At 53.2% G+C, this 18,318-nt stretch carries 21 protein-coding genes; 11 read left to right on the top strand and 10 right to left on the bottom strand.

Annotated elements, in window-relative coordinates:
• Positions 1-120: 120 nt before the first annotated feature.
• The 4 genes from E1162_RS15895 to aroC form a co-directional block, all read right to left on the bottom strand.
• The gene (locus tag E1162_RS15895; protein ID WP_155133144.1) at positions 121-672 is read right to left on the bottom strand and encodes a hypothetical protein; all 552 of its coding nucleotides are present in this window, start codon (positions 670-672) and stop codon (positions 121-123) included.
• 32 nt (positions 673-704) lie between these two features.
• The gene (gene ribB / locus E1162_RS15890) at positions 705-2,024 is read right to left on the bottom strand and encodes a 3,4-dihydroxy-2-butanone-4-phosphate synthase (protein WP_155133141.1); all 1,320 of its coding nucleotides are present in this window, start codon (positions 2,022-2,024) and stop codon (positions 705-707) included.
• A gap of 176 nt (positions 2,025-2,200) precedes the next feature.
• The gene (locus E1162_RS15885; protein WP_155133138.1) at positions 2,201-2,650 is read right to left on the bottom strand and encodes a VOC family protein; all 450 of its coding nucleotides are present in this window, start codon (positions 2,648-2,650) and stop codon (positions 2,201-2,203) included.
• Between the two features lie 4 nt (positions 2,651-2,654).
• Positions 2,655-3,740 carry a chorismate synthase gene (gene aroC, locus E1162_RS15880; protein WP_155133135.1) on the bottom strand — a complete coding sequence of 362 codons (1,086 nt, stop codon included), beginning with the start codon at positions 3,738-3,740 and terminating at the stop codon, positions 2,655-2,657.
• 220 nt (positions 3,741-3,960) lie between these two features.
• Here aroC and E1162_RS15875 point away from each other — a divergent pair, with 220 nt between their 5' ends.
• Positions 3,961-4,539, top strand: coding sequence for a YbhB/YbcL family Raf kinase inhibitor-like protein (locus tag E1162_RS15875; protein WP_257099049.1), 579 nt, complete (start codon positions 3,961-3,963; stop codon positions 4,537-4,539).
• Here E1162_RS15875 and E1162_RS15870 read toward each other — a convergent pair.
• The 3 genes from E1162_RS15870 to fabI all read right to left on the bottom strand — a co-directional run bounded on the left by E1162_RS15870 (position 4,536) and on the right by fabI (position 6,649).
• Positions 4,536-4,976, bottom strand: a complete 441-nt coding sequence (locus tag E1162_RS15870) for a GNAT family N-acetyltransferase (protein ID WP_257099048.1) — start codon at positions 4,974-4,976, stop codon at positions 4,536-4,538. The genes E1162_RS15875 and E1162_RS15870 overlap by 4 nt on opposite strands.
• On the bottom strand, positions 4,973-5,599 hold the full coding sequence (locus E1162_RS15865) for a histidine phosphatase family protein (RefSeq protein WP_155133132.1): 627 nt from the start codon (positions 5,597-5,599) through the stop codon (positions 4,973-4,975). The genes E1162_RS15870 and E1162_RS15865 overlap by 4 nt, the downstream gene beginning before the upstream one ends.
• A gap of 228 nt (positions 5,600-5,827) precedes the next feature.
• Positions 5,828-6,649, bottom strand: coding sequence for an enoyl-ACP reductase FabI (gene fabI, locus E1162_RS15860; protein WP_155133129.1), 822 nt, complete (start codon positions 6,647-6,649; stop codon positions 5,828-5,830).
• A 175-nt stretch (positions 6,650-6,824) separates the two neighbouring features.
• Between fabI and E1162_RS15855 the strand changes: the two genes are divergently transcribed.
• Positions 6,825-8,237 carry an FAD-binding oxidoreductase gene (locus E1162_RS15855; RefSeq protein ID WP_155133126.1) on the top strand — a complete coding sequence of 471 codons (1,413 nt, stop codon included), beginning with the start codon at positions 6,825-6,827 and terminating at the stop codon, positions 8,235-8,237.
• A gap of 114 nt (positions 8,238-8,351) precedes the next feature.
• Here the strand turns inward: E1162_RS15855 and E1162_RS15850 are convergent, their stop codons facing one another.
• Complete coding sequence (locus tag E1162_RS15850) at positions 8,352-9,149, bottom strand: SOS response-associated peptidase (protein WP_155133123.1); 798 nt, start codon at positions 9,147-9,149, stop codon at positions 8,352-8,354.
• Between the two features lie 77 nt (positions 9,150-9,226).
• On the opposite strand from E1162_RS15850, the gene E1162_RS15845 reads away from it, so the two are divergent.
• From E1162_RS15845 to E1162_RS15835, 3 genes are all read left to right on the top strand, one after another.
• Positions 9,227-9,739 carry a hypothetical protein gene (locus tag E1162_RS15845; protein ID WP_155133120.1) on the top strand — a complete coding sequence of 171 codons (513 nt, stop codon included), beginning with the start codon at positions 9,227-9,229 and terminating at the stop codon, positions 9,737-9,739.
• Positions 9,740-10,060: 321 nt separating this feature from the next.
• Positions 10,061-10,537 (top strand): TIGR02301 family protein, encoded by a 477-nt coding sequence (locus E1162_RS15840; RefSeq protein WP_371311981.1) that lies wholly within the window; start codon positions 10,061-10,063, stop codon positions 10,535-10,537.
• A 218-nt stretch (positions 10,538-10,755) separates the two neighbouring features.
• Positions 10,756-11,076, top strand: coding sequence for a hypothetical protein (locus E1162_RS15835; RefSeq protein ID WP_306455047.1), 321 nt, complete (start codon positions 10,756-10,758; stop codon positions 11,074-11,076).
• 25 nt (positions 11,077-11,101) lie between these two features.
• Here the strand turns inward: E1162_RS15835 and E1162_RS15830 are convergent, their stop codons facing one another.
• Positions 11,102-11,758: a LysE family translocator gene (locus tag E1162_RS15830; RefSeq protein WP_371311980.1), complete on the bottom strand. Its 657-nt coding sequence runs from the start codon at positions 11,756-11,758 to the stop codon at positions 11,102-11,104.
• Between the two features lie 160 nt (positions 11,759-11,918).
• On the opposite strand from E1162_RS15830, the gene E1162_RS15825 reads away from it, so the two are divergent.
• The 6 genes from E1162_RS15825 (at position 11,919) to E1162_RS15800 (ending at position 17,107) form a co-directional block, all read left to right on the top strand.
• Positions 11,919-12,578 carry a hypothetical protein gene (locus E1162_RS15825; protein ID WP_257099047.1) on the top strand — a complete coding sequence of 220 codons (660 nt, stop codon included), beginning with the start codon at positions 11,919-11,921 and terminating at the stop codon, positions 12,576-12,578.
• Positions 12,579-12,728: 150 nt separating this feature from the next.
• Positions 12,729-13,592: a CAF17-like 4Fe-4S cluster assembly/insertion protein YgfZ gene (ygfZ, locus tag E1162_RS15820; protein ID WP_155133114.1), complete on the top strand. Its 864-nt coding sequence runs from the start codon at positions 12,729-12,731 to the stop codon at positions 13,590-13,592.
• A gap of 24 nt (positions 13,593-13,616) precedes the next feature.
• On the top strand, positions 13,617-14,252 hold the full coding sequence (locus E1162_RS15815; RefSeq protein ID WP_155133111.1) for a YfbR-like 5'-deoxynucleotidase: 636 nt from the start codon (positions 13,617-13,619) through the stop codon (positions 14,250-14,252).
• Positions 14,253-14,777, top strand: a complete 525-nt coding sequence (locus E1162_RS15810; protein WP_155133109.1) for a tyrosine phosphatase family protein — start codon at positions 14,253-14,255, stop codon at positions 14,775-14,777.
• 37 nt (positions 14,778-14,814) lie between these two features.
• Positions 14,815-15,801 carry an NUDIX hydrolase gene (locus tag E1162_RS15805; protein WP_155133106.1) on the top strand — a complete coding sequence of 329 codons (987 nt, stop codon included), beginning with the start codon at positions 14,815-14,817 and terminating at the stop codon, positions 15,799-15,801.
• 400 nt (positions 15,802-16,201) lie between these two features.
• Entirely contained in the window at positions 16,202-17,107 is a 906-nt protein-coding gene (locus E1162_RS15800; RefSeq protein WP_257099046.1) for a cell wall hydrolase, read from the top strand.
• Between the two features lie 134 nt (positions 17,108-17,241).
• On the opposite strand, the gene acuI is transcribed toward E1162_RS15800, so the two are convergent.
• The gene (acuI, locus tag E1162_RS15795) at positions 17,242-18,237 is read right to left on the bottom strand and encodes an acrylyl-CoA reductase (NADPH) (protein WP_155133100.1); all 996 of its coding nucleotides are present in this window, start codon (positions 18,235-18,237) and stop codon (positions 17,242-17,244) included.
• Positions 18,238-18,318: the final 81 nt, after the last annotated feature.

The raw sequence follows: 18,318 nt of genomic DNA, 5'->3' as shown, positions 1-18,318 counted from the left end.
TTGGTCCCGCCTTTTGCAGCGCCTCATCTTACGTAAGGTTAGCTTGCAGACTATCAAAGCAAGGGGGAATGACAAGTCCCAGACACTGAAAAATGGAAGAGCGGGTGCAGCCGGTGGATGTTAGCGGCGAAGAAAAGCGTTGAGCGCCCTGCAAATTTCATGGGGGTCGCCAGATAAGGTATGAAGCTGCACATCAATCATAACGCGCTGATTTTCCAGCTTCTTGAGAGACCAATTGCGCATCATGGGATAGCGCCACCAAGCAACGGCCTCGCGCTTGGCTATGGCCTCCTCCAAATTCCGGTTAAGGATAATCTGCGCCCGGTGCAAAACCAGTGTTCTAACCGATGTCTCATAGAGAGAGACTTTCTCGACACAGGCCCAATGGATGAAGCCTATGCGCTCTACGAACAGCCCGTCATCATTGGCCCCTAGTTGCGGCCAGCCGGCAATCATCGGGTAGTACCAGTATGCAAGGCCCAGCATTGGAATAGCGATTAGGCCCCATTCCGGCGAGCCGGTGATCAGAAAGACGGCGAGCATACAAGCAGCAAGCAAAAAGGAGCCGTAGACCAACGGCTCCCCTGACTTCTTTTTAAAACCAACGGCAAACGGGCGGGCTTTGGTTAGCGTTTCATCATCCAGCCATGGATCCATACTGTGATTACGCAAAACACCCCTCCTCAAGCCGGATGGGCGCTAATTTAATCGCCCACGATCTCGGTTTCTTCGATCTTGATGCCGAAACCTTCAAGACCAACGTAATAACGTTCTCGCGATGCACGCAGGCGGATGGACGTTACGCCAAGATCACGCAGGATCTGCGCACCCAAGCCGATTTCGCGCCAGTCTTCGTTACGCGCCTGAGCTGACAGATGCTGCTCGTTTTCAGCAGCTTCCAAGCCGGAACGTTGACGCGAAGAAGAACGGGCAACACCAACAGCGCCTTCACGAAGGTAAACGATAACCCCGCGGCCGCGTTTGGCAAAGTCCTCCATTACATCATGAAGCGCTTTTGTTTCACCAAAGACATCATCAAGGACAGATTCAAGCTGCAGGCGGACCGGAACATCAGAGCCGTCACGGATATCACCGTAGACGAGCGCCAGATGGCCCATACTATCAAACGGCGTGGTGTAGGAGATGGCCATAGCCTTGCCGAATGGGGTTTCGACTTCCTGCTCGCCCACACGCTCAACGAAGGACTCGTTGCGCTGACGCCAAGCAATGAGGTCTGCGACCGACACCATCTTAAGGTTATGTTCTTCAGCAAATGCTGCAACCTGATCGCCGCGTTTAACGGTGCCATCATCGTTGACTAGCTCACTGATCACGCCGACTTCTGGCAGGCCTGTCAGCTTACACAGATCAACCGCAGCTTCGGTATGACCGGAGCGGATGAGGACGCCGCCATCCTTGGCGATAAGCGGGAAGATATGACCAGGGCGAACAAAGTCTGCCGCGCCAGCATTAGGGTTTGCCAAACCGCGAACGGTTGCGCAGCGCTCTTCCGCGGAAATGCCAGTGGTTAGGCCCGGCGCATAGTCTACGGTAACAGTGAAGGCGGTAGCCAAAGGCGCATCGTTGGAAGCGACCATAGGGTTCAACTGCAGGCGCTTTGCCGTTTCGTTGGTCATCGGCGCGCAAACGATACCCGAAGTGTGGCGAATGATGAATGCCATCTGCTCCGGTGTAATCTTGCTGGCCGCAACAATGAGATCGCCTTCGTTTTCGCGATCATCATCATCGGTCACAACAACCATTTCACCATTTTCAAATGCCCGAAGGGCCTCCGCAACACGCGCTTGAGACACCGCTAACTCCTTGGATTTACTAAGGCCAAGGAAATCATTCGGGGTAACATCCCCTTTGGTTGCCTTGGCAATTTTCTGTGCCATTTCGCGGGAAATCCAGACGTCAGGATCATTGCACATTGCTGTAACGGAGGCAGGGGAAAGACCTGCGCGGCGTGCAAAACTGATGCGCGATTCCTTACTTTTTTCCAACCACTTGGACAGTTGCATTCTGATCATCCCGATTAGCGGCTCTGTATTAGAGAACCACTTATTTCAGTATCCCTGAAATATGGGGCGTTTATATGCAAAGCGCAAGTGAAAACAAAAGCAGCCGAAGCTGCTTTCCACCTATGTATAAGGAGATTTCCCAAGGTCAGAGGGGATAAACCCGCTCAGAAGGCTCGTCAGTCTGCCGAGGCTGGCTGGACATCGGGAAGCGTCAGGCTCCCGTCCTCACTAAGCGGCCAAAACGGGTTCATAGCGATTTCCCAACGATGACCGTCGGGATCAGCGAAGTAACCGGAGTAACCACCCCAAAAGACTTTCTGAGGTTTTTTAACGAGGCTTGCGCCTGAGCCGAGGGCAAGCGCAAAGAATGCATCAACCTCTTCCTCACTGGAGAAGTTGATTGCAAGGGTCGTTGCGCCCTTGCCTAGCTCTTCAACTGGACGCTGCTGATCGTCTGCCAGCGCTTCCAGCGGATAGAGGCCAAATACCATGCCATTTGCTTGAAAGAAGACAATGTCGTCATTTGAACTGGCATGAGCGCGCCAACCGATAGCCTCGTAAAAGGCGCGAGACCGTTTGAGATCCTCAACACCAAGAGTAATGAGTGTGACGCGCTGTGTGTTCATGAATTTACCCGCATTGCCCACGATGACGGAGGATGTGATCTGCAAGCACGCAAGCCATCATTGCCTCGCCTACAGGAACCGCGCGAATGCCGACGCATGGATCGTGGCGACCCTTGGTCATAACATCCACCTCTTCGCCAGAGCGTGTGATGGACTGGCGCGGGGTTAGAATAGAAGAGGTTGGCTTGATTGCAAACCGCACAACCAGTGGGGCACCGCTAGAGATACCGCCCAAAACGCCGCCTGCATGGTTGGTGAGGAATACCGGTTTACCGTCTTCGCCAATACGCATTTGGTCAGCGTTCTCTTCACCTGTCAGGCAGGCCGCTTCAAAGCCGTTGCCGATCTCCACGCCCTTAACCGCGTTGATGGACATCATGGCGGAGGCAAGATCCTGATCCAGCTTGCCGTAAATCGGCGCACCAAGGCCGACAGGAACGTTTTCTGCAACAACTTCGATTACCGCACCGATGGAAGAGCCAGCCTTGCGGATACCATCAAGATACTCGGCGTAGAACTCAGCAGCCTTTGCATCTGGGCAGAAGAACGGGTTGTTGTGAACCTCGTCCCAGTTCCAGTTATCACGGTCAATTTTGTGCGGGCCTATCTGCACAAGTGCAGCGCGGATTTTAATGTCGCCAAGCACCTTGCGAGCAATTGCACCGGCTGCAACGCGTGCTGCGGTCTCACGGGCGGAAGAGCGGCCGCCGCCGCGATAATCGCGAATGCCGTATTTTGCGTCGTAGGTATAGTCAGCATGGCCCGGACGGTAACGCTCCTTGATCTCGGAGTAGTCTTTGGAGCGCTGGTCTGTGTTTTCGATCATCAGAGAGATGGGCGTACCGGTGGTCTTTTGAACACCGTCTTCATCCACCATCACACCAGACAGGATTTTCACCGCATCAGGTTCGCGGCGCTGGGTTGTATATTTGGACTGCCCCGGCTTGCGCTGATCCAGATAAACCTGAATCTCTTCCGCTGTAATAGGCAGAAGCGGAGGACATCCATCAACAACAGCGCCAAGCGCTGGTCCGTGGCTTTCCCCCCAAGTGGTTACGCGAAACAAATTGCCGAAGCTGTTATGGGACATTGACCAATTCTCAAATACAAACAGAACCTACGCGCTGGTTGTATGAGGCTTCGTGCTTCGGGTCAATAATCGCGGCCTTGTTGTATGGATGTGTTTTTCTCAAGCGGCGTCTCTGCGGCATACCATTAGTCATGTTCCTCGAACATCATTGACCTGCCGTATAATCACCTACCTCCACCACTAGGCTCTGGTCCAACAATAACAAAATGGATCTCTAGCGATGAACTATCTAGCAACTGCACTCGCGTCATGCGCCATGGCTGCAATGTTTACCGCCCCAGCACTGTCGAAGGAAGGTGAGCCAGCGACGCTGGACCTCACAAGTGGTGAAGTTACCAACGGCGAAACCTTCAAACCCGGACAGATCTATAATTCTTGGGGCTGCACAGGCGACAACAAATCGCCAGAGCTGACATGGAGCAACGTGCCAGAAGGCACCAAAAGCTTTGCAGTGACGATGTATGATCCTGACGCTCCAACTGGCAGCGGCTGGTGGCACTGGGTGGTCATCGATATTCCAGAGAGTGCTAGGGAACTGCAGCTAGACGCTGGATCAGAAGGCGGCGGCAATCTGCCTGATGGCGCAATGATGCTGACCAACGACTTTGGCTTTAAAGGGTACGGCGGCGCATGCCCACCGCCGAATTCGAAACCGCATAATTACGAGATCACCGTTTACGCGCTGGACATTCCAAAGATTGAAGTAAAGCCGAGCGCTTCACCAGCCATGGCTGGCTACTTCATTTTGCAGCACGTTCTTGGCAAGGCCGTTCTAACCGCGCCAACCAACGCACGCTAGTTAGCAGCCCATTCCATAATCAGCTCAGGGTGCCCTGTGTGGGCGTCCTGTTGCTCTAGGGTGATACGAAAACCGCTCTGCTCATAGAAGCGGCGCGCTTGCTCGTTTTCTTTATAGACGGAAAGCGTCAGGCGGGGTTGGGAGGCTTTAGCAACATCCATCAAGAAGCGGCCAGCTCCTTTGCCCTGCCAGCTCGGCTCTATAAACAAACAAGCGACGGTTTCTTCCACCATGGAGAGGAAGCCAACAACCTTGCCGTCAGCCATGCAGAGCGTGGTTTCAGCCATCGGCAGGTAAACATCACGCATTGCTTCAAGGTTACTTTCCCAAAAGATACGCGGCATGAAGTCGTGCGCCTTTGAGGATGCTTCGAGCCAGATATCAAGAACCGCCGGAACGTGCTGTTCGCAAAGCGGTCCTTTTTGGTAGACGATCAAATCCAGTTTTCCTGCATATCCTTCCAGAGGAAGATCTCGTCCTGCGGTACGTTGAGAACCGGAATTTCATCGGAAGGATAGTCCAGCAGCAAGCCGCGCAGAACGCGCATGACGCCGCCATGAGAAACAACTACCAACGGCTTGGAAAGGGTCATCAACCAGCCTTCAATACGAAGAGAAAGCATCTTGTAGCTTTCACCTTCCGGCGGAACAAAACCCCATTTATCGGCTTTGCGCGCTTCGCCTAAGTGCGGCGCTTCTTCGTCGATCTCGGCAAGGGTCTTACCTTCCAGCGAACCGAAGGTAATCTCTTTCAAGCGGTCATCAAGCTTATAGTCGCCCGCTTCAAGTCCCATTTCCTCACGCACCAAATCCATGGTTTCGCGGGTACGGATGAGCGGAGAACACATAAAGGTAAGGTCTTCAGGCTTTAGATTATGCTCTTCCAGATAGGCTTTGAGCGCCTGACCATTTCTGCGGGCCTGCCCCCTACCCTTTTCGTTGAGCGGGATATCCTGCTGCCCCTGCATTCGCCCCTCTGCATTCCAGTCGGTCTGACCATGTCGAATGAAGAAAATCGGCGTTGGGGCAAGCTGTGCAGCGCGGGTGGCTTTTACGGTCATTGTTTCCAAGTTGGCTCTCGACAAATCCTGATGTGACACGGTTTCCACGGTATACGTATCAAACGTAACGTTGGTGTGTAACGCTTCCGGTGTGCACCATACCTTAAATACCTAGGGCATCAGATAGGTGAAATGCATCATCCAGTGGAATCAAAAAAGGCGCCCTTCTGCAAGGCGCCTTTTGAACTTTTCAAAGACTAAGAGCCGTTATCGGCCTTACCTTAAAAATTAGTCGTTCATGACCACTGCGATATCCGGCGCATCAACCGCCTTCATACCAACTACATGGTAGCCGCAGTCAACGTGGTGGGTTTCACCGGTTACAGCAGAGCTGAGGTCGGAAAGCAGATAAAGTGCGGAGTTACCGACTTCGTCAATGGTCACGTTGTTGCGCAGTGGAGAGTTGTACTCGTTCCACTTCATGATGTAGCGCAGATCGCCAATACCGGAAGCTGCCAAGGTTTTGATCGGGCCTGCGGAAAGGGAGTTAACGCGGATTTTCTGCGGGCCAAGGTCAACGGCAAGGTACTTAACGCTTGCTTCCAGTGCAGCTTTAGCAACGCCCATAACGTTGTAGTTCGGCATTACCTTCTCTGCACCGTAGTAGGTGAGAGTAAGGATGGAACCACCGTTAGACATCAGCTTTTCAGCGCGCTTGGTAACGGAAACCAGAGAGTAGCAGGAAATCTGCATGGTCTTTGCGAAGTTATCGGAACTGGTGTCCAGATAACGACCGGTCAGCTCGTTCTTGTCAGAGAAGGCAATCGCATGAACGACGAAGTCGATGGTGCCCCATTTCTCTTCCAGAGCTGCAAAAGTAGCGTCGATAGAAGCTTCATTGGTTACATCACAGTCACCAACGACAAATGCGTCCAGCTGTTCGGCCAGCGGCGCAACGCGCTTCTTCAGGGCGTCGCCCTGGTAGGTCAGTGCAATCTCTGCACCGGCATTGTGTAGAGCCTTAGCTATACCCCAAGCGATAGACCGATTGTTTGCGAGACCCATGATGAGGCCACGCTTGCCTTCCATCAATCCTTTCGCTTCTGCCATATTCTTCTCCTGAGTGAATATTTCTTGATCAGCCTATCAGACTATTGTTGCTATTACATACTGATGGCTTTGCATCAAGGCGCCCTTATTATACCCAAGTCGGGTTGGACACGTTGTTTTGCCCCCAATATCTGATAAGCATCGCCAGATCAATCTTCACTAAAATGACTTTATCATGACACTCGATCAAATCCGCTCTCAGTTTGAAACCATTCTAGGTAACAACAATGTTCTGACCGCTCCGGGCGACCAGGCTCCGTACCTGGTGGAGTGGCGAGACAAGTTCATTGGAAATACCCCCATGGTGCTGCGTCCGGGGTCTACCGAAGAAGTCAGTGCAATTATGAAGCTGGCATACCAACACGGTTTGAAAGTAGTACCGCAAGGGGGCAACACCGGACTGGTGGGCGGACAGATCCCTGTTCCTGATAGCGGCGAGATTGTTATCTCTCTGAATAGATTGAATAAAATACGCAGCGTAGACGCCTCTGGTTACACCATGTCAGTGGATGCAGGGGTTACATTGCAGGCCATTCATGACGCTGCGGAGCAGGCTGACAGACTGTTTCCGTTGACCCTTGCCTCGCAGGGCACATGCCAGATTGGCGGCAATATTTCGACCAATGCAGGGGGTACTGCGGTGCTCTCATATGGCAACACCAGAGACCTCATTTTGGGCCTTGAAGTGGTGCTTGCGAACGGTGAAATCTGGAACGGCCTACGCACCTTACGCAAGGACAATACCGGTTACGATTTGAAACAATTATTTATTGGATCAGAGGGCACTCTGGGCATCGTAACCGCCGCTAGCGTCAAGTTGTTCCCTCGGCCGGTCGCTACGCACGTCTCGTTCTGCGGTCTAGATTCGCCTCACAAGGCTCTGGAGCTGTTTTCGCTGGCCCGCTCACACGCCGGAACGATGCTTACTGGCTTCGAAATTATGCCGCGCGTGGGTATGGAATTCGCTCTCAAGCATCTGCCCGGTGCGCGCATGCCTCTGTCCGAGGCTGCTAACTGGTACATCCTCATGGAGATCTCTGCAGGTTCACCTGACATTGACCTTGAGAGCATGACGGAGACCATCTTCGAAGAGGCTTTCGAGAAGGAAATGCTTCTGGATGCGGTTCTGGCCCAGAGCCAAGCACAGGCGGAGGACTTCTGGAAGCTGCGTCACGGCCTGTCTGAAGTGCAAAAACATGAAGGCGGTTCCATCAAGCATGATGTGTCCGTTCCGGTCGAGAAGGTGCCAGACTTCCTGATTGAAGCCATTGCCGCCGTTGAAGAGCGGGTACCGGGATGCCGTCCTGTTCCATTTGGCCATATGGGCGATGGCAACATCCACTTCAACATCACCCAGCCTGAAGGTGCAGACAAAGCCGCCTTCCTCGCTCGTTGGGATGAAGTGAACGAACTGGTGCACGGTATCGTGGCCACATATAACGGCTCGATCTCCGCAGAACACGGAATTGGCCGCTTGAAGAAAGACCTGCTGCCGGATGTGAAAAGTCAGGTGGAGATGGATCTGATGCGCACCATCAAAAACGCGCTCGACCCTAAAGGCATCTTGAGTCCGGGCCGCATTCTTTAGGGCCCGGAGCATTCCTGTCTAGCAAGCGCTGAGCATGCTCGGCGCATTCGACATTATATATAGAGAGTGCGGGTTGATATCTTGAGGGCGACAGCCCCTTCACACGCGCACTCCTTAAATGAGCTTTAGCTGTTCCTGAGCAGGCTCATCATCACTATCGTCAGCATGAGCGCCTTTCAGTTCGCGCTCCTTAACCGCGTTGCGCTTGGCAAGCTGGTTTGGCAGATAGTTTTCCTCTTCGTCCTGCGGGCTGTACTCCTCAATCAACGACGGGTCGTCATTGGTTGGCATGTTAATGCGCTGGGATACAGGCCACGCGACAAGAACGTCATCAGCTGCTGCATGCAGTTGCTTGAACGCTTCTTTATCGCGAATGTTTCCGGTGTCGAGCCACTCGTCAAAACCATCCGGCTGGATGATTGCAGGCATACGGTGGTGGATCGGCTTCATTACCCCGTTGGCTTCAACGGTAATCAACGCCGCTGTATCAAGCTCACCACCTGCAGGATCGCAGAAGGTTTCCCATATTCCTGCCACCGCGAAGGGTTCACCATCAGGGCGGGCAAAGAAGTATGGCTGCTTGCCGGACGGTGTCCGTCGCCATTCATAAAAACCTGACATCGGAATGAGACAGCGACGATGCTTCATCGCATTTCTAAAGGAGGGCTTTTCTAGAATCGTTTCTGCTCGTGCATTGATCAGAAGCGTAAAGCTGGCTGGATCTTTTACCCATGAGGGAATTAATCCCCATCTGGCTAAATCGAAGTGCCGACCACCATGCTCATTTTTAACAATAGCAATTGGTTGGTTCGGACAAATGTTGTATCTCTCCGGAAATTCAGGTTTTTCTATGTAGCGAAATAGTTGCCGGACCTGATCCGGTGTCGCTGTGAGTGCAAATCGTCCGCACATAGTAACCCCTTAATTTTTAGTGTGTAATACTTACTAGTTCTGTAGGACACCCTAACCATTAATTTATGGAGATTCTAATGGCGCAAACAAGCTCGCAGTTTGGCTCAGGGTCTTTGGCCCCACAGTGCCTAGAGCGCGCCAATATACATCCCGAGACGGGACTGGCAACCGATTACCTCAATCATTTCAATGAGGTTGTGATGTTGCTTGAGATGATTTCAGCCATGCCGGAGTGTATTGAAGATGTGGTGGAATGGCATCCGCGCACCTATGAAGAACACTTCAAAGCCTCCAGTTTCTCTGCCAAAGACCTAGCAATTGAAGCCTACCACACGGGGCCTGCGCACCTGCGATTGGCACTTGAGCAAGCCACCGCAGAAATAGATGGGGAAGTTATCAGCCTGCAAAAACTGCTCGTGGATGAAAGTATCCCCCAAGAGGCACGGCTGCTTGAAGCCAGCGAGAGAACGGCAAGCGTACTCCATCCCATGATTATGAAGGCCAGCGGCATCATTCACGGTAAGCTGCCAGAAGGCGTTCGCCCTGCCTATGAGGAAGCACAGGCGGCAGTAGACGCGCTGTTCGACTGATTTGCCCAAACGCTTAGGATTGATTTTGGCACTGCGCGAGCGCGGAGCCCATTCGGGCGTATGTGGCTCTACAGCGTCTTAGCGCTGCCGGTTACCAAGAATACTACCCAAGCACACCTCACTCTAGCTTTACGTTTCAACCCAAGCATTGCCCTAGCCGCGCCTAAGATTCTCCCAAGGGCCCTCAATTCTTAGAGGTTACGGCCTGCTGCTCGCGGCCTCCAGTTTCCTTTGGGAAATTGTTTCTATTTAAAGACTCCGTTTGCAGCCTTAGACTACACTCAGCGACACCATCTTGAAGAGCACCAAAAGGGGCGACGTGTGTATCTGCGTCTTCGACATAAACTTGCAAAGCCAATGATCGTTTTTGGACTGATCTCACTGTTTGGTCTGGGAACAGTTCATGCGCAGGAAACAAGCGAAGGCGAACCTGCTCAGCAGCAGGAAAGCACGGAGGCAGAGAAAAGCCCGACCGAGCAACTGGAAGCGCTCTCCCCGCCCTATGAAAAGCAGCTTATGCGACTTGCCGAAATTCTTGGCGGATTGCATTACCTGCGCCCGCTATGCGGCCACTCCGAGGCGAATGAATGGAGCGGACGAATGCAGGCCCTGCTTGATGCAGAGGTCAAAAACGAGCTGCGCCGGCGCCGTTTTGTGGAGCGGTTCAATCAAGGGTACAGGGGATTCGCGGCTGTTTATCGTCGCTGTACGGCTTCTGCGATGGAAGCTTCGCGCAGATACGCGTTTGAAGGCGCGGAGATTACCCGAGATGTGACCGCCAGGTACAGCCGAGAATAGCACCCTGAAAACTTACACCCTTTATCCACAGGTTTCATTGTTGATGAACGGTGTATATATGGTTGTAATTTTAGTCGTTAACCATAACTTCGCGAAGTTTTGGACAGCATTTAGGTTTCATTTACATTCGCTTCCCCGCCAACGGCACCCTTGTTAACGTGAATTCGCGGATATTGAGTCGCAACGCTTGTTTCCAGTCCATAATGGAGGCAGTCGATATGCGGCGCGAAGACACGAGAGGACTGCCGGATACAATGATCAAAGATCAATCAAGCTGCGTTATGGTCGATGCCAATGGCGAAGAAGTAGAGATCACAGACGCAGACGTGCGCAGATTAGCCCTGAGCTTTATCCGCGAAGCTTGGGACGAAGGACTGGCCCACGGCATTGACTCCTCTGCTCTGGCTCACGCTGCCCTTTTTAGTGCAATGATGGACTTGGTTTCGCAGTTTGGCGAAGAAGCTGTCACACAGTTTGCGGAAGAGTTGCCAATGCGCGTGGAACGGGGTGACTATTCCGTCGATCGTCTGGTTCACTAAGTTTACCAAGGCAGGATCGCGGAGGCTAAAGCCACTTCATATGCACCGCGATGTTCCAAAATGCCCGAAGTAGAATGACGCCGGAGAACAAAAGCAATAAACCTCCGGCACAACGGTTTATCCAAACCAGCCACTCGTCCTTTATAGCAACGCGCAGGCGCGCTGCGGTGAATGACAAAAAGGCCCACCAGCAAACTGCTCCCGCCATAACTGCAAGTACAAGCAGGCCCGTTGCTTCAGGATCATCGGGTTTGAGGGCGAGCGAACCGAGCGATCCAAAGATCGCAACGAAGCCCAAAAACGTTCCCGGATTTGCAATCGTCATAAAGAAGGCCGCGATAGAACCACGGGCTATCGAGCGTGGCCGGTCCTGCCCTTCCAGATGTGGATGTGAGCGCATCACGCTCACCCCGAAGACGAGCAGCAGCAAACCGCCTACCAGCTCTATGATGGTAAAGTAGTCATCGACCACCAGCACTACGGCTGCGATGCCAAAGGCAGCAGCGGCAGCGAATAGCCCATCTGCAAACACGGCCCCAAGGCCTGAAAAAAAGCCCGGCCAGAACCCGTAGTGAAGCGCCCTTCTAATTACCATTACATTGACCGGCCCCACTGGTGCTGAAGTCAGCACACCAATTGCGAGTCCGGCTAGAACGAGTTCACTGTCGAGTAGGCTAGTCACTTTTTTCCTCTGATCGTGGGCTGGACCATGCATACAACGGCGCGGATGAAGTCTTCAACAGATAAGGTTTGTGAAGAAGCTATCTGGAATCTGGCAGTAAGGCTCCGGTGCTTCTAAAGTATGATTACTCGCCCTCTAAATTTTGCCCGCGGAGTTTTAAATGTTCCCAGCCGGTTTTCTCGCTGCAGTTGTTGCAGTTGGTCTTTGCTCCAACGCTTTTGCGCGCGCGGTAGAGACGGAAACCATTCGTATTACCCCGCCTCCGGCAATTGACGTTCCGTCAATTCCAAATCACATGGAATTTGACCCGGCAGAGGAGTTTTACGAGGAAACCGAGGAACGGGCACCGCTTCCAATTCCGCAGGTTCTGTATTCGGCTGAGACGTTGCCCGCACCTGTTGTGGCAATGCGCGAGAAGCTGAACAATGCGGCCAAGGAAGGCAACATCGAAGCTTTCCGCGCAATCTTCGATGCACAGCAGGTAAAGCCGATCCTTTCTTATGACCGCGTTGAAGACCCGATCGCCTTCTTGAAAGACACATCAGGTGATGGTGAAGGTTTGGAGCTTCTTGCGATCATGCAGGACATTCTCGAGACCGGATACGTTCACATCAACGAGGGTAAAGAAGACGAAGCCTACGTGTGGCCGTACTTTGCGCAGTACCCGCTCGACAGCCTAGACAACAAGCAGCTGGTTGAGATGTACCGCGTTGTGACCTCCATCGATTATTTCGAGATGCGCGATTATGGTGCATGGACCTTCTATAAGGTCGCCATTTCTCCAAAGGGTGATCTGCTTTATTTCGTAGCAGGAGACTAAGCCGACTACGGCTTACCCAAGCGCAAACAGACCATGCGACAGGTCTCTAACAATTGTTGTTAGAGACGGGCTGCTTTTCGTGAGCAGAGTGCCTATATCTGTCGGGACCCCATATCTAAAGCGGCACAAGATTCGGAGCATTTTGGTATCATGGCTTTCAATGCAGTCATTCTCGAAGACAGAGCGCTTTTGAAGGTTGAAGGCGCCGAAGCCGAGCACTTTTTGCAAAACCTTGTTAGCGCGGACATTTCGCAGCTGGAGGTTGGCAAGTCAGCCTTTACCGCCCTGCTCACGCCTCAAGGCAAAATCCTTTGGGACTTTTTCATTTTCAAAACCGCGCCAGACGGTTTTTTGATTGATGCGCCAAAGCAAGAAGTAGATGCGCTGCAAAAGCGCCTTACGCTCTATAAGCTCCGCTCCAAGCTTACCATTTCACCTGATGACAGCGCGATGATTGTGGCCGCGTTTTGGGGAGAAGATAGTCCGCAGTACCTTCCGGCAGATCCGCGCCTCGCAGCTCTTGGTGCTCGCGCTATTCTAAGCGCCGAGCAATTCGGCGAGCTTTCCAAGACGGGAACTGTTGTAGACAAGGCAGCTTACGACACGCACCGCGTGCAGCTCGGAATTGCGGAAAGCATCACGGACTTCGCCTTGGGGGATGTGTTCCCGCACGATGTCAACATGGATGAACTCGGCGGCGTTGGTTTCAAGAAAGGCTGCTTTGTGGGGCAAGAAGTTGTCTCGCGTATGAAGCACCGAGGCACTGCCCGCAAGCGTGTGGTGATTGTTGAAGCTGACGGGCCTTTGCCAGTCGGTGGCGGCGAAATCTATGCAGGTGAAAAGCCCGTTGGCACCATGGGACCCGCAAGTGGCAACCATGCCGTTGCGGTTATTCGGCTAGACCGCGCCAAGACCGCGATGGATCAAGATACGGACTTAATGGTGGACGAGACGAAGGTTCGCCTTTCCATTCCCCAGTACGCGACGTTCAATTGGCCTCAGAACCAAGACTAGCAAAGCATTGGAGGAATAAAGGTTATGGCGAAGAAGGCAGGCAAAACAAATGCACGCGCGTGGCAGAGAATGCTCTCTGGGCGCCGTCTTGATCTGCTTGACCCGTCCCCTTTTGATGTAGAGCTGGAAGACATTGCCCACGGCCTTGCCCGCGTTGCACGCTGGAATGGCCAGACAATTGGCGACCATGCTTTTTCCGTTGCCCAGCACAGCGTTGTCGTTGAAGAAATTGCCAGAATGCTGGAGCCTGAACTGACACCTGACTGGCAGTTGGTGGTACTTCTTCATGATGCGCCAGAGTATGTGATTGGCGACATGATCTCGCCCTTCAAGAACGTGCTTGGCGGAAACTACAGAGAAGTGGAGCATGGCCTGCACCAAGCCATACACCTGCGTTTTTCCCTTCCAGCTGATCCTCCAGTCAAGATTACAAAGCTGGCCAAACGCGCAGATATCATTAGCGCTTATTTCGAGGCAGTTGAGCTTGCAGGGTTCTCCAAGGATGAGGCTAAGGAGCTTTTCGGTTCCCCTGATGATCTAACGCCAAGCCAGCAGAAGATCATTGCAGAGATGGTCACTCCTCAGGAGCCTGTTGTTGCTCAGGCCGCCTTTATTGGCCGCTTTCAGGCAATCGAAAAAGCGTTTAGCGGGCAGCAGTAAATGCATGAGGCCGAAATCCACGTTTGCGCGTTGGATGATTTTCAAAAGGTTTTGAAGGAAACAGGCGCCCAGCACATCATTTGTCTGCTGTCGCAGGCAAACACCGTGCCTGATCTGCCAGCCGGATTTACGGGTGAGCGGCTGGTGCTGCGGTTCAATGATATAGCAGCGCCGCAGGAAGGGCTCGTTGCTCCCAGCGAAGACGATGTTGCTGCCATTATTGCTTTTGCTCGCAATTGGCCGAAACATAAGCCTCTGCTTTGCCAATGCTGGTTCGGGGTTAGCCGCTCCACAGCAGCGGCTGTGATTGTAAAAGCTGCCTGTGAACCTGACGCTTGCACTGATAGCATTGCCTTAGAGCTACGGAAAGCGGCGCCCTTTGCGACACCAAATCCGCTTATGATTGCCCATGCAGATAAGCTGCTTGGTAGGCAGGGGGCGTTGATTGAAGCTGTCAGCAAGATAGGTAGAGGCGCGGAGACGTCTTGCGGGACACCGTTTTTACTGACAGTTTCAGCTGCGTAGCCATGCTACTGATTGATTTTAAAAGGGTTTGATACTCATGGTCGCCACTCATGCGCCTATCGAGATTGGTTTGAATGCGGTAATCGTCTCTGTAGAGAAGTCGACGCCCTATGTTCTGACCATTCCACACGCTGAGTATGACGGCTATGAGGGCCTTCCTTTCGGCCACTTTGACCCACTGGAACATCGCACATTCGAGGTAGGCCTGCGCGCGTTTGTGGAGCAGCAGACAGCCCTACGCCTCGGCCACGTTGAGCAGCTTTACACCTTTGGTGATCGCGGCCGGCACATGACACTGCAAGAAGGCGAAAGCCATATGGTGTCTGTTGGCTATCTGGCCCTGACCCGTCAAACGCCAGAATCCAAGGAAATGCTGAGTGCTCAAGGTGCCCGCTGGCGCCCTTGGTACGATTTCTTTCCATGGGAAGACTGGCGCTCCGGCGCTCCCAAGATACTTGAAGAGCAAGTTTACCCGCTACTGGAAGCTTACTGCGCGGACCCACAGGCTGACCACGACGACCCGTCAACGGTTACGCGCCGCCAGCTGCAATATTCCCTAGCCTTTGGCGAGAACCCAAGCTCTTGGGATGAAGAGCGCGTTCTTGAGCGCTATGAGCTGATGTACGGTGCGGGAATCATCAAGGAGGCCCTTCACGACTTCCGCCCTTCGGCAGTAACTCGCTCTACCCTGCCCGACTTCGGCGAGCCGCTGATTTTCGATCACCGCAGAATACTGGCAACAGCCGTATCTCGCCTGCGTGGCAAGCTGAAGTACAGACCCGTGGTTTTCGAGCTTATGCCGCCTGAATTTACGCTGACGGACCTGCAAAGAACGGTTGAAGCAATCTCAGGGCATCATCTTCACAAACAAAATTTCAGACGCCTTGTGGATGCTGCAAAGCTAGTGGAACCCAACGGCAGAACCTCCACCACAACCGGAGGTCGGCCCGCTGCAATGTATCGTTTTCGCAGAGAAATCCTCAAAGAACGCCCATCCATGGGCCTTAGAGTTACGCGCTCCTGATTTAAAATTCGGTCTTCTTTTCAGCGCTTTGTTCTACCGCGCCTTTACACCTACGAGAACTGCCAGTTTCCCCTCTCGCAGCATTTCTTTACGCTCTTAACGATCTATAAAGCATAACAGAACATCATTGGCACATCCTGCAGTTTAGCAGATCTACCGATGATAGTTCTCTGCATGCTGCGACACCCCAGCGTTTTATGGGGCTGCTTGAGTATTTTGGAGTTTATTGCGTATGTCGGGCGATCCACTTAACAGGTCAGGTTATTTGCGCGCACATTGCCAGACTTGGACTTTCAGTTCTGCAGCTGCCCTTCTGTTTCTTCTAGCTTCAGCAGCGCCTATTGCCCTCCAAGATGTGGGCAGCGCATATGAGGTGGCAGAGAAGGAGAAGCCGCGGTGGATGTGGTCTGTCGCGGCAACCGTAATTCCAGTAGGTGTTGTGCCAGAAGCAAAGCCGGAAGCGCCTGTCGTGGTTGCTTCCCTTGCCAGCGGTGCGGCGGAGAAAACCTCCAAGCAGACGGGTATCGAAACGCTTCAGCCGATGGTGACACTCGACACCATGTTCCAGAAGCCTGACCATAACCTGCTGCCTCAAAACACCTTTATCCCTCCACGGAAGCGTATCGCCATCGCCCATGCGGTTCTTCAGCCAGCAGCAAAGCCGATGATCGATGCTGACGAGAACGCGGTGCCGGTTGCAACACCAACCACCACCTCTCTCGTGACCGCTTACGCGCCAGCGACTGGCGAAGACATTTCCGCGCCGTTCAACGCTCTTTTGAAGGGCAAGCAGCAGACGGAAATCTCTGTACCGGAACCGCGGGCAAACATGTTCAAGCTTTCCGAGGCGAACCCGCACTGGTGGTACCACACCCCATTGCCAGCCTCCGTGAAAGACAAGAAGCAACTTCGCTGCCTAGCTGAAGCAATTTACTTCGAAGCACGCGGCGAGCCTTACGACGGACAGGTTGCTGTTGCGCAGGTTGTTCTGAACCGCGTGAAAAATCCGGCCTACCCAGCAACAGTTTGCGATGTGGTTTACCAGAACGAGCACATGCGCAATGCCTGCCAGTTCTCCTTCGCTTGTGACGGCCAGCCAGAAGCAGTGTTCCCTGGCCGCGCTTGGCGTCAGGCAAAGGCAATTGCTGCCAAAGCCGTTGATGGTGAGGTGCACCTTGATTCAGTTGGTGCATCCACTCACTACCACGCTACATACGTGAGCCCTAAGTGGGCACCGCACATGAAGCGCCTTCGCAAGGTTGGCGATCACATCTTCTACCGCACTTACAAAGGCGGCTGGAGTTAATCGCAACGCGAAAGCGGCCTGCTTCCTAGCGAGTTTCATAAAAGAAAACCGGCGCCAAATCTGACGCCGGTTTTTTGTTCTTTCGCCTTCATTAGTTCAGGAAACTGGACCTTTCCCGAAACAGTCTGAAGTGCTTAGTCGATTTCTACGATCACACGACCACGAATCTCGCCCTTGAGGATCGCAGAGGTCTTTTCTGGAACGTCATCGAGCTTGCAAGTGGTGGACAGAGCGTCAAGCTTGTCCATATCAAGGTCTGCGAGCAGACGGTCATATGCTTCCTGACGCAAAGCGATAGGAGCCTGAACACTGTCTACACCCAGCAGAGAGACGCCGCGAAGGATGAACGGCATAACGGTGGTTGGCAGATCTGCGCCCTGTGCAAGGCCACATGCTGCTACTGCTCCGCCGTATTTGGTCTGTGCCAGCAGGTTCGCCAGAGTATGGCTACCAGCCACATCAACAGCACCTGCCCAACGTTCTTTGCCAAAAGGACGGCCCGCTTCGGAGAACTCAGCGCGTGGCAGAACTTCAGCAGCGCCGAGGCTCTTGAGGAATTCGGTTTCGCTCTCACGGCCAGTGATTGCAATAGTGTGGAAGCCGAGCTTGGAAAGCAGGCTAACAGCAACAGATCCAACGCCGCCAGCAGCACCACTTACAGCAACAGGGCCGTGGGATGGGGTGATGCCATAACGCTCAAGCGCCATAACGCAAAGCATTGCGGTGTAGCCAGCTGTGCCAATAGCAGCAGCGCGTGCAGGAGAAAGACCAACTGGACGTTTGATCAGCCATTCGCTCTTCAGGCGTGCGTATTTTGCGTAAGCGCCAGTGTGCACTTCGCCAACGCCAAAGCCGTTCATGATGATCGCGTCGCCCTCTTTGAAATCAGGGGACTGGGAGGAGACAACCTCACCGATCACATCGATGCCCGGCACCATTGGAAATTTGCGCAGAACGCCCGGATTGCCCGCCATTGCAAGACCGTCTTTATAGTTGACGGTAGAGTGGGTTACGCGAACAACCACATCGCCTTCGGAAAGGTCATCGATGGTAATGTCCTTCCACTCGGCCGGATTTGGCTTTTTCGCGCCTTCTTCTTTTGTAATCCAGAGAGCCTTGAAAGCATCCATGTTGTATTACCTGCCTATAAGATTAGGGTATGACCGAATGACACTGCCATACCCCAAAAACGAACACAACACTGGTAGAAA

This window comes from Pseudovibrio flavus (assembly GCF_009711345.1).
In the GTDB taxonomy this organism is placed as follows: Bacteria; Pseudomonadota; Alphaproteobacteria; order Rhizobiales; family Stappiaceae; genus Pseudovibrio; species Pseudovibrio flavus.
This window is presented reverse-complemented; position numbering and strand designations above follow the sequence as displayed.

What these genes read in the sequence shown, in the direction of transcription:
- E1162_RS15800 (WP_257099046.1), top strand. Translation starts at nt 16,202, where the DNA reads ATGTGGTCTGTCGCGGCAACCGTAATTCCAGTAGGTGTTGTGCCAGAA.
- aroC (WP_155133135.1), bottom strand. Translation starts at nt 3,740, where the DNA reads ATGTCCCATAACAGCTTCGGCAATTTGTTTCGCGTAACCACTTGGGGG.
- E1162_RS15810 (WP_155133109.1), top strand. Translation starts at nt 14,253, where the DNA reads ATGCATGAGGCCGAAATCCACGTTTGCGCGTTGGATGATTTTCAAAAG.
- E1162_RS15845 (WP_155133120.1), top strand. Translation starts at nt 9,227, where the DNA reads ATGGCGCAAACAAGCTCGCAGTTTGGCTCAGGGTCTTTGGCCCCACAG.
- E1162_RS15855 (WP_155133126.1), top strand. Translation starts at nt 6,825, where the DNA reads ATGACACTCGATCAAATCCGCTCTCAGTTTGAAACCATTCTAGGTAAC.
- ygfZ (WP_155133114.1), top strand. Translation starts at nt 12,729, where the DNA reads ATGGCTTTCAATGCAGTCATTCTCGAAGACAGAGCGCTTTTGAAGGTT.
- fabI (WP_155133129.1), bottom strand. Translation starts at nt 6,649, where the DNA reads ATGGCAGAAGCGAAAGGATTGATGGAAGGCAAGCGTGGCCTCATCATG.
- E1162_RS15885 (WP_155133138.1), bottom strand. Translation starts at nt 2,650, where the DNA reads ATGAACACACAGCGCGTCACACTCATTACTCTTGGTGTTGAGGATCTC.
- acuI (WP_155133100.1), bottom strand. Translation starts at nt 18,237, where the DNA reads ATGGATGCTTTCAAGGCTCTCTGGATTACAAAAGAAGAAGGCGCGAAA.
- ribB (WP_155133141.1), bottom strand. Translation starts at nt 2,024, where the DNA reads ATGCAACTGTCCAAGTGGTTGGAAAAAAGTAAGGAATCGCGCATCAGT.
- E1162_RS15850 (WP_155133123.1), bottom strand. Translation starts at nt 9,149, where the DNA reads ATGTGCGGACGATTTGCACTCACAGCGACACCGGATCAGGTCCGGCAA.
- E1162_RS15875 (WP_257099049.1), top strand. Translation starts at nt 3,961, where the DNA reads ATGAACTATCTAGCAACTGCACTCGCGTCATGCGCCATGGCTGCAATG.
- E1162_RS15805 (WP_155133106.1), top strand. Translation starts at nt 14,815, where the DNA reads ATGGTCGCCACTCATGCGCCTATCGAGATTGGTTTGAATGCGGTAATC.
- E1162_RS15815 (WP_155133111.1), top strand. Translation starts at nt 13,617, where the DNA reads ATGGCGAAGAAGGCAGGCAAAACAAATGCACGCGCGTGGCAGAGAATG.
- E1162_RS15825 (WP_257099047.1), top strand. Translation starts at nt 11,919, where the DNA reads ATGTTCCCAGCCGGTTTTCTCGCTGCAGTTGTTGCAGTTGGTCTTTGC.
- E1162_RS15835 (WP_306455047.1), top strand. Translation starts at nt 10,756, where the DNA reads ATGCGGCGCGAAGACACGAGAGGACTGCCGGATACAATGATCAAAGAT.
- E1162_RS15865 (WP_155133132.1), bottom strand. Translation starts at nt 5,599, where the DNA reads ATGACCGTAAAAGCCACCCGCGCTGCACAGCTTGCCCCAACGCCGATT.